Source organism: Streptococcus oralis ATCC 49296, from assembly GCF_000185265.1.
Lineage (GTDB): Bacteria > Bacillota > Bacilli > Lactobacillales > Streptococcaceae > Streptococcus > Streptococcus oralis_BC.
Genome location: NZ_GL622183.1, coordinates 673,775 through 686,954, shown reverse-complemented (window position 1 = coordinate 686,954; position 13,180 = coordinate 673,775). Strand labels below are relative to the sequence as shown.

The window sequence follows — 13,180 nt, the reverse complement described above, 5'->3', positions numbered from 1 at the left end:
CACCTAATCAAAGAAGCTCATGACATTCTGATTCTTACCAAGATTAGCAAGAGCCTGAATACAAGCAAAAACGCTGGCATCGAACAAGTCAATTCTTGCAGTACCACCGTCACCGTCTAATTTCTCATATTGCACAGCATCATCCACCTTTTCAATAGCTCTAACATTGCTCACACAGTATTCGTAAGCGTCAGAATGAAGATAGTAAAACTCTTTATTCTTAACTTTGAACTCAATCCGTCTGAACCCCTCTGATTTCAGATAGAAAAGTTGAGGTTGGTCAATCATCTTGAACCGAGCTTGTTTCATCTTCGTCAGAAACTCACGACCAAACTTCCTATCCATTCCGACGGCAGCAATCTTGAACCCTTTCTCCCTCATCTTGATGAACCATTTAACGATATCATCATAGAGAACGGTCGGAGTATTGCTCATAGTTAGCCAGCCATCAGACTGCCACCCAAAGAGTGGAATCCCGTCATCGTTGGCCTTTTTCTGAGCGTTGACACGAGGGAAGAAAGCGTGTGTGATACAGATATCAATATCTTTTTCACCATCATGATAGACACCATAGAGAGCAGCAGCGGTCAAATCGTGCAACCTTGACAAGTCAGCTCCACCATACCACTGAATAGGCAAGCGTGCCAACTCTTCTAAGGTCCAATCGTATTGACTGTCTGAAGCAATGAATTCATCAGGATTGAAATAAGCGTTCATTGAGTTTGTAAAGACATTCAAAGTTTTATTGAAAAACTCATTTCTTGTCTGTGGATCATTCATAGCCTGCTCAGCTTCTTCTCTCAGAGCCTTGAGCGATACCGTCACACCCCACGAAGGATTGGCTTTTTTAAGAACATTCTCGTTCAGGTAATCGCCCACGTCTCCATCAGTCGTCTGGTCAGCTTTGCAGATAAACATGAACAAGGAATCATCCTTGACCAATTGCTTAAGGACCTTTTGACAATATTTCAGACGGTTAGCAAGGAATCCAGTAGGAATATCACCAGCCGTAGAGATAACAAAAAGCATACTGTTTCGGTATGCTGACATTGTTTTCTTCATAAGACCATATTTCTTACTGTTCCTCATTGTATGAGCTTCATCCAAAATAATAACGTTTCCGTTCAAAGAGTCCAAACGGCTTTCATCGTTCGCTAAAGCCTGGATAAAGAAAGAACCCTCATTACCAAAATTAGCAGTGATAGAGTGTTCTTGGTTGTTATCCTTGATACGAATGTTCTTGTCATTCCATCGTTCAACATTGAACTTCAAGAATCCAAAGGCTTCCATCGCTTGCTTAACTGAATTAGCCACGATGTAGCATTTTGAACCGCTATCCGTGTCTAATATCTGATAAGCAAGTGCGATTGCAGCAGTAAACGAAGTCTTTCCATTCTTCCGAGCAAGCATGATAAGCGCTTCTTTGAACCTGCGCTCATTTGTGCCCTTGTAGTAAAATCCAAACAGGTTCACAACTACAAAATGTTGCCACGGTTGCAAGAGTAATGGCTTGTTACGGATAGACACCGCAAACATATCATCACCCTGTTGATGGACTATTGTGTTCTCGATAAAGTGAACAACGAAATCAACGATTTCCTCATCCATTTCAAACTCAGGATTTTCAAGATCACGCAAGAAACGTTCAGCTGCAAGAATGTTCTCCTCACAATGTTCCTCTCTGTGAGATATGACGTGCTGAGCATACTCTTTCGCTTTGCCAAGATTACCCATTGCCAGTCACTCGCTTCTTCTTGATTTCGTTTTTGAACTTCAGGACCTCAGTAAGAACTGACTCACCCTCTTGTTCTACTACCTCACCAAGAGACTTAGGATTCATCATCAGCTGATTAGAGTAACTGAGAATGTCTTTCCTCAAAATTTCCATCGCTGTCAAGATTGGAACTTTACGTTCGTTCTCAGCACCAGCCTTATTGACGTAGGTGTCTGTTACTGGATAACCCATGTCAGCATAATCTTGAGCAAGTTTCTGATACTGATATAGCATACCTGCAAAGATGTCAATGATCATTTCAAACTCTTTACGATAAGTGCCCAAGTCTTTCATCTGCTTGACCACTTTTGACTTAATAGACTTCGCTGTAATTGGTTTAGCCAAAAACTACCTCCTTTCGTCAAATTCGCTTAGTTTTTACCCCCTTTTTGTTTGAAGGCCCCCGACTTGGAAAAAGTTCCCTTCACCGGTACCCTACTGGCCAAAATGATTTTTCAAAAAGAGGGGGGGACTAAAAATTTTCATTTTTCATTTTTGAAAAAATTTAAAAATTCTTTTTTTCTTTTTTTTTGCCAATACAATCCTTGATTGATTACTCTATCGTTCACTCTATCGTGAAACGTATTGTGTTTCTTATTCGTCAACGGCAAACAATTCCATTCAACGAATTCAAGTTCAGGATATTCAGATACAGGAAAGATATGGTGAACCATTTCTGCTTGAACAGAAATTCCGTAACGCAAACTTTCTTGGCAAAGATAATCATGCTTACGCATTATCCTATCACGGAACTTCTCCCACTTCTTAGATTTCAAGGATGGTCTGATAGGTTTGTTATACATCTCAAACCTCCTTTCTCAATGCTAAAAGGGACAGGCCTTTGACCTATCCCCTCCTCATACAAGAAATCTATGCTACCATAATAAACCTTTTTTTGTGAGACTTCAAGATGTCTTTTGTCTCATTCTGATTCTTTAAAAAAATTACCCCATTTTACTAGTATGGCTGTTAGCGGTATATGCATTCCATTTACAAATGCTGTTTGAGTATATCCAACAATTTCAAAGCCAACACCAGGATTCGCATCAATATCTTTATTTAATTTCTCGAAGGCCTTTTCTCCAAGAAAATCATCACGGTATTCTTTTAACATTTTCTACCTCCTGTAACTATACCAATTTCACCCCTCACTTTCACATATCTTATATTTTGTTAAACTCACTCTAAATCTCAAACCCTTACTAAGCATGGGTTTTAAAGAGTTTCATTTTTTCAGTTTATGCTTAACTCATTATGTGAAAGTAATATCTAAAAAAAATTAAATGACAAAGTTCCGTAGTGCGTCATCAAGCTCTGCTTGCTCTATCCCTATGTATCTCAGGGTGATTGCGGGTGATGAGTGATTGAACATTTTCTGCAATGTCCCTACGTCCTTTGTCTTGTTATAATATTTATAGCCAAATGTTTTTCGCATTGTGTGAGTACCGACATTATCAATGCCTAGTTCTTCAGCTGCTTCATGTATGATTTGATAGGCTCGTTCACGAGTGATCGCTTTATTCTGACCTTGCCTACTCTTGAATAAGAAATGATGAAATGGTTTACCCTCGACATATCTCCTCATTTCTTTCTTGAGTTCTTTTGTCATCCGTCTTGTAATCTGCTTGCCAGTCTTCCGTTCTCTCAGTTTGATGTGCCATCCCTGGACATCTTTAACTTTCAAGGTAAGTATATCTCCGACTCGCAAGCCCGTATTCAGGCCTGTAATGAATAGCATATAATACATCTCGTTCCACTCTTTGAGATAATCTTTCATTGCCTGAATGTCGTCATTTTCTTTTATCGGTGATACAAATTCCATGTTCTACCTCCTTTCTATAAAACAAAAAGCCAGCGTTTGCTGACTCTTGACGATACTTCTGTTGGACAACTTGTTTGACTAAAATTAAGGATGACTCCTAACATGTAATGTGTGTTTTTGTTTCAGAAGTTCATGCTATCATAATAAACCTTTTTTTGTGAGACTTCAAGATGTCTTTTGTCTCAATCTTATTTACAACTCACCTTTCAGTATAGCGTACTGTTCTAAGATAATCCTTCTACGTCGATAGATTGTGGCTTTGCTCATGAATTTCTGTTCTGCTATTTCTTCCCATCTCAGTTGAGGATATCTCCAGCGCAGATTAAAGATTTCCTTATCTTCATCAACTAGATTGATCAGGAGTTTGTTAATAATAGCTTTGAACCCTTCGAGAAATTTCAAGGTTGGATCATCTGCGATTCTGATTGCGATAGTTTCGGTAGGTTTGCTTATTCCTACGATAGGACCACTCTGAGCATCTGGGTTTCGAGTTTCTAATTCTAGCCTTCTCAAATCTATTGTACGTTGAATGTTTTGGAATTTGAAAAGTTCTCTGTCTAATGTTTTGAGGTCTTCGTCGCTCAATTTCTTCAAATTTTACCTCCGAATTTTCTAAATAATTAAATAAGCTATCGAACATTTTAGAAAAAGCCTTACTGATGTCAGAAACTATCTGCTTAATCATTCTAGATAAAACTTCAATTTCTTCCTGACTTAACTTTATAAGCTTATTTTCTAATTCTAGTTGTTTCTTCTGAGCAAGTTGCTTAGCTTTCTTCTTAATCCTTCTATTCATCTTGCTCTCCATTTCCTGGTATTAGCTTTCATGAATGTAGCCTGCCATTGCTTCCTGAATGATGATGTAAGTTAGTTTCTTGTACTTTGTCATTACAATCTTACCTCATCTCCTATTTTGAGAGATTCATAGTTTGTTTGAGTAACTACGAATACTCCGTAATTCTGTATTGTGATCGTGTGTAGGTCGCCAATCTTCTCCTTGTGGACGACTCTGCCTTTGATTTCTGCGCCTTTATTGTCAGCTTTATAGACGACAATCGGGCGCTTTTCTTCTGATTTCTTAATCTGGATACTCTGCCAAATATTTAATCCAGCAGACAATAAAATCCAGATTACGATAAAACGTTTCATTCGGTTGCCTCCTTCTTTATTTTTAAGGCAATTTCTAAGTAGAAGTCTTGATCGGGTATCTCTAGCATCGCTGTATTGGTTTTACCGTCAGACTCAACGATAATTTTTCCGATTGCCAAAACTAAGTCTCCAATTGTGCTATTTAGCGTAAGGCTCATTCTTTGACCTCCTTAAAGCGCCCATCTATTTCGGGGCTTATTTCTTTTGAAAATAGGATTCTTCTTTTCTTTTTTCTTCTGTTTGTGATATTCACTGTCTTTGTTAAAGATAATATCTTCATCTTCAATCAGTTCAGGAATGAAGTATCCAGATAAGTATCGTTTAGGTCGTTCCATCACTCCACCTCCTTAAAATGGCAATCCATCATCTGGAATATCCATCGGATCACTTGCTCCAAAACTTGGTGGCATCTGATTTTCCATGCTCGAATGGTCCGCAGTCTTATCTCGTTTTTCCAAAAGCTGAAAACTTTCAGCTACAACTTCAGTCACATAGACACGTTGTCCTTGCTGGTTATCGTAGCTACGAGTCTGAATGCGACCTGTAATCCCTACAAGAGTACCCTTTTTAAGCCAATTTGCAAAGTTTTCAGCTTGCTGACGCCACATGATGCAACCGATAAAATCGGCTTCACGATCACCTGCCTGATTCTTAAAATTGCGATTCACTGCCAAACTGAAAGTTGCAACAGCCACATTTGATGGCGTGTGTCGTAACTCAGGATCACGAGTCAAGCGACCTACTAAAACAACATTATTGATCATCTTTCTTTTCCTTTCCTGTCACAAATTCCACGACTGAGTAACCGATAAATAAGCACAGAAAAGTTATTACAAATTCTTTAATAAATTCAATCATTTTCTTCTCCTCCTTCATTTTCTAAAACGGCATCCTGTATAAAAGTATTGCCAATTTCATAGTGCTTGTATTCTTCGGCCGTCACTTCAAATGTTTCTTCAACGTGCTCATTTCCTACATATCCAGAAATGACCAGAATATATCTTCTTTTTGTTCTTGTTGGCACAAGTACCGAACTTTTTCCTGTCATAACAGGTATGAACGTTGTGTGAGGTTCATCGATGTACTTATCTACTACCGTCCCACTCGAAATCTGGTGACATGCTACGAGGAAGGATGTGAGTAAAACAACACATAGGATTTTAAAATATCTCATGCTAAATCCTCACAAGAACAAACTAGCTATCCAAATAAAAAATGCACATGTAATGATTTTTGAAATACTGCTTTTTACAGCATATGAATAATCCTCGTAAGATTCTTTTTTACTGGATAATACAGGAAAAATGAAAGATAGTAGCACATCCATCCCAAAAGCTTGCCAAACTGTAATTCTGCCAACTGGAACGATCGTTGTGATAATTTCATTCCATCCATACTGAACCACGAATGGCGATGCAACAATTACAAATACCAATCCTAAAATAATTCCTAAATTTTTCATTTCAAATCCTCCTCTTTGACAAACACCCCGTCAATCATCTTACCTTTGCGGTCCTTAATGACTTCATAAGCTTCTTCTAAACAATTTTCAGCTGTAGTGCCATTGCAAAATGAAACCGTACTAACCACACTGTCAAGAAACATCAAGTCTGCTTTGATTAACGGAATTTGTGTTTCATTGTGGCAGATATGAGCGTATAGTTTTTGAGCGATGTTCCCTAAACTAGAAACCATCAGCAGCAATTCAAGTTCCTGTTGATTGGCTGAAATCTGAGCGCCGTTCTTGATTTGTTGCTCAAGTCCAATCAATACTACCTGAATATCACCAAGCGCATCATAGATCAGTTCAGATTTATCCTTTGCGATACCTTCAAATAATTCTCCTGACTCTTCCATCAACTTCAAGAACTGTTTGACAGGGTTCGCTTCATGTAAATTTCTGTCAACAAACCACTGTTGAACCTTTTCTTCCAAATTCATTTTTGTATTCATCTTATTTTTCCTCTCTTTTCTTCGTAATCAAGTAGTAGCAGTCAACTGATCCGTAGTCAATCCTGATGTTCTCACCACTCATGCTTTTCCGAAATCGTGGATGACTGATTGCTGAGTAACTAGCTTGATGTTTCTTTAATTCATTGATTGCGCTATGTATATGGCTAAAACTCCCAATGAGTATCTTGCGGTGACCGTTATAAATGAAGTAGAGCTCAAGCATCTTTGCAAAACTCCTTGTAGATTTTTTCGAAAATTTCTGACACCAATTTTTCAGGTATATTAGATCTCTCGTTGTATGATTTTGAGAAGTTCTTCCACTCTATGTCCTGCTTGATAATTTTATTCTTAAGATTAAGTTCAATATTGCTTCCAAAAATCGTCCGTTTTTGTAAAGGATAATCATAATTATTGTATCTAGCTAGGTTTTTGTATGGAATTCTGAATCCAATAATATCCTCAATGTAGGGCCACAGTCTGTCAGCTGCTGGATTCTCAATAACCCAAAATTGTGGTCTATATCTTTTTATGATTTCTATTGTGTTGAAAGCTGTTAGCTCGCCATTGACCCTTTTTAAAAATTGCCTGTCGTACTGATAATTTATATAGGCTGACTCATAATCTTGATTTGACCTAATCGTGAACGGTGAAGGTCTTACTTGTGGAGCGAACAAGCTATCAGAAACATCATTGCGTTTCCAACACGCATTTCCATTTTCCATTGCAGAAGCATTTGACCATGATTCGCATGGTGGACTAGCTATTACAAGGTCAGGTTTTGGTAATTTGTCTAACACGTCAAAGAGCGTGTTATCTCCAAATAAACGTTTGTAATCAGCAAGGTTCAGATTTATAAAATGATTGTTCTTGTTTTCTATATCCATTCCGATTGAATAGATTTCAATATTCGCACCCCCCCGAACTATTCAGAGAGTTAGCGCCATTGAAGTAAGAACCATTTCCACTATCAAAAAGCGCCCAAACTGTCATTTTTTTAATGATCAATACCTCCTAAAATAACTTCAACTGCTTCTCATAAGCATCAAGTCTCTGTTTAGCAATGTTGAAGATATCTCCGTCTAACTCACAACCTACATACTCAAAACCTAATTCTTGACAAGCGATCAAACTACTTGCTGAACCGACGTGAGTATCGAGTATTTTATCACCTTCTTTTGCGTAGTTTCGCAATAACCAAAGGTAAAGGTTAGCTGGTTTTTGAGTCGGATGAATTCTAACCTCATTCAATGCCTTATTTCCTTGCTGAATATGACCTTCAGATATTGACTTGCCTTGCATCATACCATTCCACATATAGCGAAACAGACGTGTACTATCATGTAAGCTGCAGTATGCTATCTCACAATCTGAAAAACTTGATTGACCATTAACCTTATCCCAAACGATGCGACCAGGACCAAAAGAGTAGTCGAAGTAGTTCACACCCCAAATGATTTGATTTTTTGAAACTCTGAAAAGTTCATCAAAATAATCTTTGTTTGGAATTTGCCACTCTGAGGTTTCGCCATAGAGTCTGCTGACACCTATTGGACTGATTTTCCGTCCGTAAAATTTCCTTTTTTCCGGTCCAGAAAAATATGGCGGATCGACAATAGCTAGGTCAAAGTAATCGTCAGGATATTGTTTCATGATATCCATACAGTCACCGTTTAAGAATTTCTTCATCCCTTCACCTGAATCACATAGAAATTCCCAAATGATCTTAGCGCCTTGGCTACCTGCAATGCGACTGCACGAGAAACGAACCGAATCGCTCCCCTCTCTTCTGAAAAAGAGATATCAATCCCAGTCACGCCGATTTTAGCAGACATTAAGTACGGTTTTTCTTCTTTTGTTCCATGTTTTAAAATAAACATCAGTTTCTTCCTTTCTCTAGTTTTTCTAGCATTTCTTGTTTCTTCCTCTCAAGGTCCTTTTTGGTCTCATCACTGGTATTGTTAACGTAATTAGGTTGTGACCATTCAGGAACGTTGGATTTCTGATTGCCTGGACGTTTGCTGATTTTACTTTCTTTGTACGCTCGCTCACGTTCCTCGACTGCTGCAATCGTCAAAACTCCATCATTCTTCCAATTGGTCAAAATCGCTCTGATATAACTAAAATTTCTTTTACCATTGTCAGCCGCAAGACCAATTGCTTTCAGAACAATTTTTGCTTCCATACCATCCAAAGTGATGAACTCTTTCAAGATTTCAAATTGAGTTCCATCCAACGGAGCAATACGAGATTGATATTCTTCCACGATGACTTCGATTGAATTTTTATCTACATCTTTCTCTATCTCTGTATCTATATCTTTCTCTATATCTATATCTCCGTTGCAAGTTGTTGCAATGGTGTTGCAATGCAACTCTTTCAATTCTCTGTGCTTACGACTTCTCCGAGTGCTCGCCGTTTCGCTCCCAACCATCTCAGGAACCTGTTCTAAGAAATAATCTCTGTCATTTATTCTAGTCAGCAAGCCCTTACTCTCCAAGAAAATCAAAGTGATTTTAATATCTTCAACATTCTCATCAATGACAAGAGCGATTTCTTCAGCTAGATTGTCAGCAAGTCCATCATAGTAGATGTGCCCACCATCTTCTAGGCTAATCAACATCATTTTGAGATAGATGATAGTATGCGTATCGCCACCTGCAATCTTACGGAGCAATTTCATTTCTTTAGACTTGAAAAAATCCTGAGCTAGTTGAATCCAGTAGTATCGCTTGTTTTTAACTACCATTGATACCCTCCGTTTCTCTACTAATCCACAAATGTTTCTTTTCGTGTCACAGGATCAATATCCACACGTCGACCTGTTTTAAAGTCGATAAACCCTTTTTCAACTTGTGGCGCTTGAAATTGAATCTTCTTTTTCTGTCTCATAGCCATTTTAAATTTGATATTCATCATCAGCGATTCAATCAATACTACTGATACTACTGTGCCTACTGCGATAATTTGTAAATTGTTCATGTTTTTTATCCTCTTTTTGTGCTATAATATAGTCAAATAATTTTGCTAAGACCTTGTCCAGAAGCCTTTTAGTAAAGTTATTATATTTGATTAGAGAGCCATTCTTTGATGGCTCTTTTTGACCATTTCTTACCAGGTAATTCCGTTGGAAATCCCTTCATGTAACGATAATTATTTGAAAATGTGTCATAGTTGATTCCTAGAAATTCGCAGGTAGTGCTCACATCCATCAACTCTGGATAGTGGTCACTATCTTTTTCTATTTCAACCAGCCTTGTGATTGTGTCCTTGATAATGGATTTAATCCATTCAGATAGTGAAAGTAGAACATTGTCCATCTTCTTCCCCTTTCTAGATGTCATCAAATGAGTTTAATTTCATGATTTTCATCTTAGTGTTTGTGCTTGGCTCCCACGTCATCCAGTAAGCAAAGGCAGCTTCTGCAAACTTTTTCGGTAGCAAATCATAGCGACTAATGTTGAAGTGGTCTTTGAAATCAATCTCAGCTTGTCTAAAGACTGACTGAGCGAAAGTCTTATCCGCATAAGCTGGACTATCGATACCTCCCAAGCAAGCTACAACCCGAGCCTTACGCTTCTTAAGGAGCGACTGAGCATAGCTTGGGTGAATCGGTTGCTCGCTCTTCAGGTAGTCAATATCTTCCAGCATGGTCGCCTGTTGCTCACGCAATTTCTTTTGTCCAGTAAATAGAGCGATGAAGGCATCCTCGTCCAAATCCTCACGGATGAATCCACCCTGCTTGCGAATAGCTGGCAAGACCTCTGATGTCACCCAACGCTTAAACTCTTTAGCTTGAGGCAACTTGCTGGATAAGATAAGAGAGTAGAGACCAGATTCATTGATGATCAACATATCCTGTGTTCCACCACTAGTAGGGATGCCCTGTTTTAGGGCGTCCTCTTCATCAACATGAAGAGCAATCGCATTTCTAGCCTTGCTGTATCCTAAGATGTCTGCGACATCTTTCCCGACGAACCAAGGCTCGCCATCAATTGTCAAAGTACGGACTTCCTGCCCATGAAAATTAAAAATTTCGTTCATAATATTCCTTTCTAAATTTGGTATAATAAAATAAAAACGATTGGAGAAATCTTATGGAATATCAAGCTCTTATTCAACCTGTAATTAGTATCATTCTTGCAATAATCTCAGGGTTATGGTCATATGTCGCATCAAAAGCTAACAATAAAGCTGAGATTGAAAAACAAGCTAAAGAACATTCACATATCGTAGAAAAACTTGAAAAAGAATTTCATCATCAGATAGATACTCTAAAACAGCAACATGCCTTTGACCTTGAAAAAGTCAAACAAGCTCATGAATTACGGTTGCAAGAACTTGAGAAGGTATCTCAGCTTGATACTGAAACCGACAAGTCTATGAAGGTGAATGATCTTGCCTACAAAGTTTTAGCAGGCGAGGTTGATTTGGACCAAGCTTTAAAAATAGCCGATAAAGCAAATAGTCACAATCAAAACCTAAAGAAGAAATTTATCCAAAAGACCTCTAAGAAATCATAAATTAAATTTCTTTCTAACTCTTTCTATCTCCTCCTCTTGTCTCTTCTTGTATTCATCGATGCGCTTTTTTCTATCTATTTTGCTAGCGTAGTATGTAGCAAAGCCAATGATAAAATTGATTATGATAGCAAAGTAAAACCATACTAGTTCGTTCATAGTCCTCTCCTCTAGCACCTAATTTTTATGATTAGGTGTTTTTTGTCGCATAGCACGTTTCCTGATAGCTTTCCTCAAACAATCAGCTAGGTGAATCATGTCAGGAATATTGCATCCCTTGATGGAACCAATAGCCCCTAAAGCTTCATAATAGGTTTCTGTATGTGCCAAAACATCGTCAACCATATTTTCAAAATGTTTCTCAATGATTTCTTTGATGAGATCGTTATTTTGCTTCTTTTCGTTCATCTCAAACCTCCTACTCCAGCACCTTACTGCCGATTACCAATCGTTTAACGACAACGTCCATCTCCTTAAATTCGGCATTCTCTGCACAGTAGCGGACGCTCTCGCTGATGATGTGACAAATAGATACGCCGTACTCGTTCGCCAGCTCCGTAGCAATATCCCAAGCATCTTTGTCAATCCGTGTTACTTTTTGCGCTGCGTTGTTCATAATATTCCTCTTCTTACTTTTCCTAATGTTAAAATAGTTTCCCAAACATCTAGTCCCTCAAGACTATCGATCATCATCTGACTAAGTTGATGATTTTTCTTCTGCCAATTCAGTATTATTTTCGCTTGCATTATGGACCTCTCAGTGATTTCTCCAAGGATTCTCAATTCCTAAAACATTTACGACTTTTTCTTTCACATAATCACTTCCTTTGCCATACTTCAGCAGTTCTGAAATGACCGATGGTGTTACAAATACTTGTTTTGCCAACTCAGCTTGAGTCATATCCAGCTCAATCAAGCGAGTTTTGATTTTAGCCTTGATTATCTTTAGCTCTTTACTCATATTCTTCCTTTCTATTGTTCTACCCTTTCTGCTATAATAAAATCAGAAGGGAGGTGATCTAATGACACTGTCTGACAAAGAAATCGCTTTAGAACTTACAAAGATTACCGTCGAACACTTTAATATTAGAGTTGCACAAAGTATCCGACAATCTGGATTAACAGACGAAATCATTGAACAATTCTACAAGCGATTCTATGAAACTGTTACGAATTTAAAAGATAATCATCCAGAATCGTAACATCTATTTTAAGCACATCTTCTGGATGTGCTTCTTTAATGTGAGCTATTTTTTCAATAGCTTCATTTACAGACGTACTTCTTAGAGAGATACTCAGCTTTGCCATTCCCTCTCTCCTTTCTTTTTAAAAAATTATCTAAAAAGTTAGCGAATTTCTTGACAAAAAACAATCTATAGTTTAGAATTTAATCATAGAGAAAAGACCTACTAAAAGTAAGGTTCTACCTAGAAAACGGACGCCAATCAGTTTTATTAGGCTTTATTTTTTAGTTGTCTTATCCGCTAACTCTTTAGCTTACAAATAATATTCTAAACTATAGATTGTGTTTTGTCAACAGATTTGCAATCAAAAGTTTAAATATTTTTTGTCATGCCTTAGAAAGGTTGATAAATCAATGTTTTCTTTGTTCGAAAAAATAAAAGAACTTTGCCAAAATCGTGGAATTTCTATAAATTCTCTTGAAGAAACATTAGGATATAGTAGAAATACAATCTATAGTATGAAAAACAAAAAACCAAATGCTGAACGTCTTCAAGAAATTGCTGACTACTTCAACGTGTCCACAGATTATTTACTTGGTCGCACGGATAATCCTAACATCGCTGGTGATTTAAAAGAGTATAGCTGGCAAGGGAAGACCCTAAATGTTGAAGAAATGGCATCGAATGTCATGATGTTCGGCGGTCGGGAATTAACAGATGAAAAGAAGAAAATCATCCAGTCTATCATTGAAGGTTATCTCAAAGAAGCTGGTGATTAGAG

At 37.8% G+C, this 13,180-nt stretch carries 26 protein-coding genes and 1 pseudogene; 2 read left to right on the top strand and 25 right to left on the bottom strand.

All coding sequences use genetic code 11. The features are described from left to right. Nucleotides 1–3: 3 nt before the first annotated feature. The 20 genes and pseudogenes from HMPREF8578_RS05730 to HMPREF8578_RS05650 all read right to left on the bottom strand — a co-directional run bounded on the left by HMPREF8578_RS05730 (nucleotide 4) and on the right by HMPREF8578_RS05650 (nucleotide 10,739). Nucleotides 4–1,734 carry a terminase large subunit gene (locus HMPREF8578_RS05730; RefSeq protein ID WP_000527321.1) on the bottom strand — a complete coding sequence of 577 codons (1,731 nt, stop codon included), beginning with the start codon at nucleotides 1,732–1,734 and terminating at the stop codon, nucleotides 4–6. Next, a complete protein-coding gene (locus HMPREF8578_RS05725) occupies nucleotides 1,727–2,119 on the bottom strand; it encodes a P27 family phage terminase small subunit (RefSeq protein WP_001118282.1) in 393 nt (130 codons plus the stop codon). Before HMPREF8578_RS05725 ends, HMPREF8578_RS05730 begins: the two co-directional genes overlap by 8 nt. A gap of 137 nt (nucleotides 2,120–2,256) precedes the next feature. Further along, nucleotides 2,257–2,577, bottom strand: a complete 321-nt coding sequence (locus tag HMPREF8578_RS05720) for an HNH endonuclease (RefSeq protein WP_000282422.1) — start codon at nucleotides 2,575–2,577, stop codon at nucleotides 2,257–2,259. A 119-nt stretch (nucleotides 2,578–2,696) separates the two neighbouring features. Further along, complete coding sequence (locus HMPREF8578_RS05715) at nucleotides 2,697–2,888, bottom strand: hypothetical protein (protein ID WP_000910987.1); 192 nt, start codon at nucleotides 2,886–2,888, stop codon at nucleotides 2,697–2,699. A 165-nt stretch (nucleotides 2,889–3,053) separates the two neighbouring features. Further along, nucleotides 3,054–3,596, bottom strand: coding sequence for a site-specific integrase (locus HMPREF8578_RS05710; RefSeq protein ID WP_000397554.1), 543 nt, complete (start codon nucleotides 3,594–3,596; stop codon nucleotides 3,054–3,056). Nucleotides 3,597–3,788: 192 nt separating this feature from the next. Next, the gene (locus HMPREF8578_RS05705; RefSeq protein ID WP_000736386.1) at nucleotides 3,789–4,190 is read right to left on the bottom strand and encodes a transcriptional activator; all 402 of its coding nucleotides are present in this window, start codon (nucleotides 4,188–4,190) and stop codon (nucleotides 3,789–3,791) included. 294 nt (nucleotides 4,191–4,484) lie between these two features. Beyond that, a complete protein-coding gene (locus HMPREF8578_RS05700; RefSeq protein ID WP_000819438.1) occupies nucleotides 4,485–4,745 on the bottom strand; it encodes a DUF1372 family protein in 261 nt (86 codons plus the stop codon). Further along, entirely contained in the window at nucleotides 4,742–4,903 is a 162-nt protein-coding gene (locus HMPREF8578_RS12585; RefSeq protein WP_000059890.1) for a hypothetical protein, read from the bottom strand. The genes HMPREF8578_RS05700 and HMPREF8578_RS12585 overlap by 4 nt, the downstream gene beginning before the upstream one ends. Before the next feature lie 12 nt (nucleotides 4,904–4,915). Next, nucleotides 4,916–5,080: a hypothetical protein gene (locus tag HMPREF8578_RS12580; protein ID WP_002892922.1), complete on the bottom strand. Its 165-nt coding sequence runs from the start codon at nucleotides 5,078–5,080 to the stop codon at nucleotides 4,916–4,918. A gap of 12 nt (nucleotides 5,081–5,092) precedes the next feature. Next, nucleotides 5,093–5,509 (bottom strand): single-stranded DNA-binding protein, encoded by a 417-nt coding sequence (gene ssb, locus HMPREF8578_RS05695; RefSeq protein ID WP_000609582.1) that lies wholly within the window; start codon nucleotides 5,507–5,509, stop codon nucleotides 5,093–5,095. An 86-nt stretch (nucleotides 5,510–5,595) separates the two neighbouring features. After that, nucleotides 5,596–5,793 carry a hypothetical protein gene (locus HMPREF8578_RS12575; protein WP_196218665.1) on the bottom strand — a complete coding sequence of 66 codons (198 nt, stop codon included), beginning with the start codon at nucleotides 5,791–5,793 and terminating at the stop codon, nucleotides 5,596–5,598. Between the two features lie 135 nt (nucleotides 5,794–5,928). After that, on the bottom strand, nucleotides 5,929–6,207 hold the full coding sequence (locus HMPREF8578_RS05690) for a hypothetical protein (RefSeq protein WP_000792934.1): 279 nt from the start codon (nucleotides 6,205–6,207) through the stop codon (nucleotides 5,929–5,931). After that, entirely contained in the window at nucleotides 6,204–6,698 is a 495-nt protein-coding gene (locus HMPREF8578_RS05685) for a MazG-like family protein (protein ID WP_001093277.1), read from the bottom strand. The genes HMPREF8578_RS05690 and HMPREF8578_RS05685 overlap by 4 nt, the downstream gene beginning before the upstream one ends. A gap of 215 nt (nucleotides 6,699–6,913) precedes the next feature. Next, nucleotides 6,914–7,688, bottom strand: a pseudogene (locus HMPREF8578_RS05680) (DNA methyltransferase). Nucleotides 7,689–7,709: 21 nt separating this feature from the next. Continuing rightward, nucleotides 7,710–8,384 carry a DNA methyltransferase gene (locus tag HMPREF8578_RS05675; protein ID WP_000714150.1) on the bottom strand — a complete coding sequence of 225 codons (675 nt, stop codon included), beginning with the start codon at nucleotides 8,382–8,384 and terminating at the stop codon, nucleotides 7,710–7,712. Further along, entirely contained in the window at nucleotides 8,381–8,575 is a 195-nt protein-coding gene (locus HMPREF8578_RS05670; RefSeq protein ID WP_000470297.1) for a hypothetical protein, read from the bottom strand. Before HMPREF8578_RS05670 ends, HMPREF8578_RS05675 begins: the two co-directional genes overlap by 4 nt. After that, entirely contained in the window at nucleotides 8,575–9,444 is an 870-nt protein-coding gene (locus HMPREF8578_RS05665; RefSeq protein ID WP_000260571.1) for a phage replisome organizer N-terminal domain-containing protein, read from the bottom strand. Before HMPREF8578_RS05665 ends, HMPREF8578_RS05670 begins: the two co-directional genes overlap by 1 nt. 20 nt (nucleotides 9,445–9,464) lie before the next feature. Next, nucleotides 9,465–9,677: a hypothetical protein gene (locus HMPREF8578_RS05660; protein ID WP_001061696.1), complete on the bottom strand. Its 213-nt coding sequence runs from the start codon at nucleotides 9,675–9,677 to the stop codon at nucleotides 9,465–9,467. A gap of 80 nt (nucleotides 9,678–9,757) precedes the next feature. Beyond that, entirely contained in the window at nucleotides 9,758–10,015 is a 258-nt protein-coding gene (locus HMPREF8578_RS05655) for a hypothetical protein (RefSeq protein ID WP_000370960.1), read from the bottom strand. A 13-nt stretch (nucleotides 10,016–10,028) separates the two neighbouring features. Next, nucleotides 10,029–10,739 (bottom strand): ORF6C domain-containing protein, encoded by a 711-nt coding sequence (locus tag HMPREF8578_RS05650; protein ID WP_001002361.1) that lies wholly within the window; start codon nucleotides 10,737–10,739, stop codon nucleotides 10,029–10,031. A gap of 53 nt (nucleotides 10,740–10,792) precedes the next feature. Here HMPREF8578_RS05650 and HMPREF8578_RS05645 point away from each other — a divergent pair, with 53 nt between their 5' ends. Further along, nucleotides 10,793–11,218, top strand: a complete 426-nt coding sequence (locus HMPREF8578_RS05645) for a hypothetical protein (RefSeq protein WP_000456432.1) — start codon at nucleotides 10,793–10,795, stop codon at nucleotides 11,216–11,218. On the opposite strand, the gene HMPREF8578_RS12570 is transcribed toward HMPREF8578_RS05645, so the two are convergent. The 5 genes from HMPREF8578_RS12570 to HMPREF8578_RS12535 form a co-directional block, all read right to left on the bottom strand. Then, nucleotides 11,213–11,374, bottom strand: a complete 162-nt coding sequence (locus HMPREF8578_RS12570; RefSeq protein WP_001004501.1) for a hypothetical protein — start codon at nucleotides 11,372–11,374, stop codon at nucleotides 11,213–11,215. The genes HMPREF8578_RS05645 and HMPREF8578_RS12570 overlap by 6 nt on opposite strands. Before the next feature lie 18 nt (nucleotides 11,375–11,392). Beyond that, nucleotides 11,393–11,623, bottom strand: coding sequence for a hypothetical protein (locus tag HMPREF8578_RS05640; RefSeq protein WP_001003191.1), 231 nt, complete (start codon nucleotides 11,621–11,623; stop codon nucleotides 11,393–11,395). Nucleotides 11,624–11,633: 10 nt separating this feature from the next. Continuing rightward, on the bottom strand, nucleotides 11,634–11,831 hold the full coding sequence (locus HMPREF8578_RS05635) for a hypothetical protein (RefSeq protein ID WP_001057653.1): 198 nt from the start codon (nucleotides 11,829–11,831) through the stop codon (nucleotides 11,634–11,636). Between the two features lie 141 nt (nucleotides 11,832–11,972). Then, entirely contained in the window at nucleotides 11,973–12,176 is a 204-nt protein-coding gene (locus HMPREF8578_RS05630) for a helix-turn-helix domain-containing protein (RefSeq protein ID WP_000032093.1), read from the bottom strand. Nucleotides 12,177–12,382: 206 nt separating this feature from the next. Beyond that, a complete protein-coding gene (locus HMPREF8578_RS12535; RefSeq protein WP_002892907.1) occupies nucleotides 12,383–12,523 on the bottom strand; it encodes a hypothetical protein in 141 nt (46 codons plus the stop codon). A 289-nt stretch (nucleotides 12,524–12,812) separates the two neighbouring features. Between HMPREF8578_RS12535 and HMPREF8578_RS05625 the strand changes: the two genes are divergently transcribed. Further along, nucleotides 12,813–13,178: a helix-turn-helix domain-containing protein gene (locus HMPREF8578_RS05625; RefSeq protein WP_000492032.1), complete on the top strand. Its 366-nt coding sequence runs from the start codon at nucleotides 12,813–12,815 to the stop codon at nucleotides 13,176–13,178. The last annotated feature ends 2 nt before the right edge of the window (nucleotides 13,179–13,180 follow it).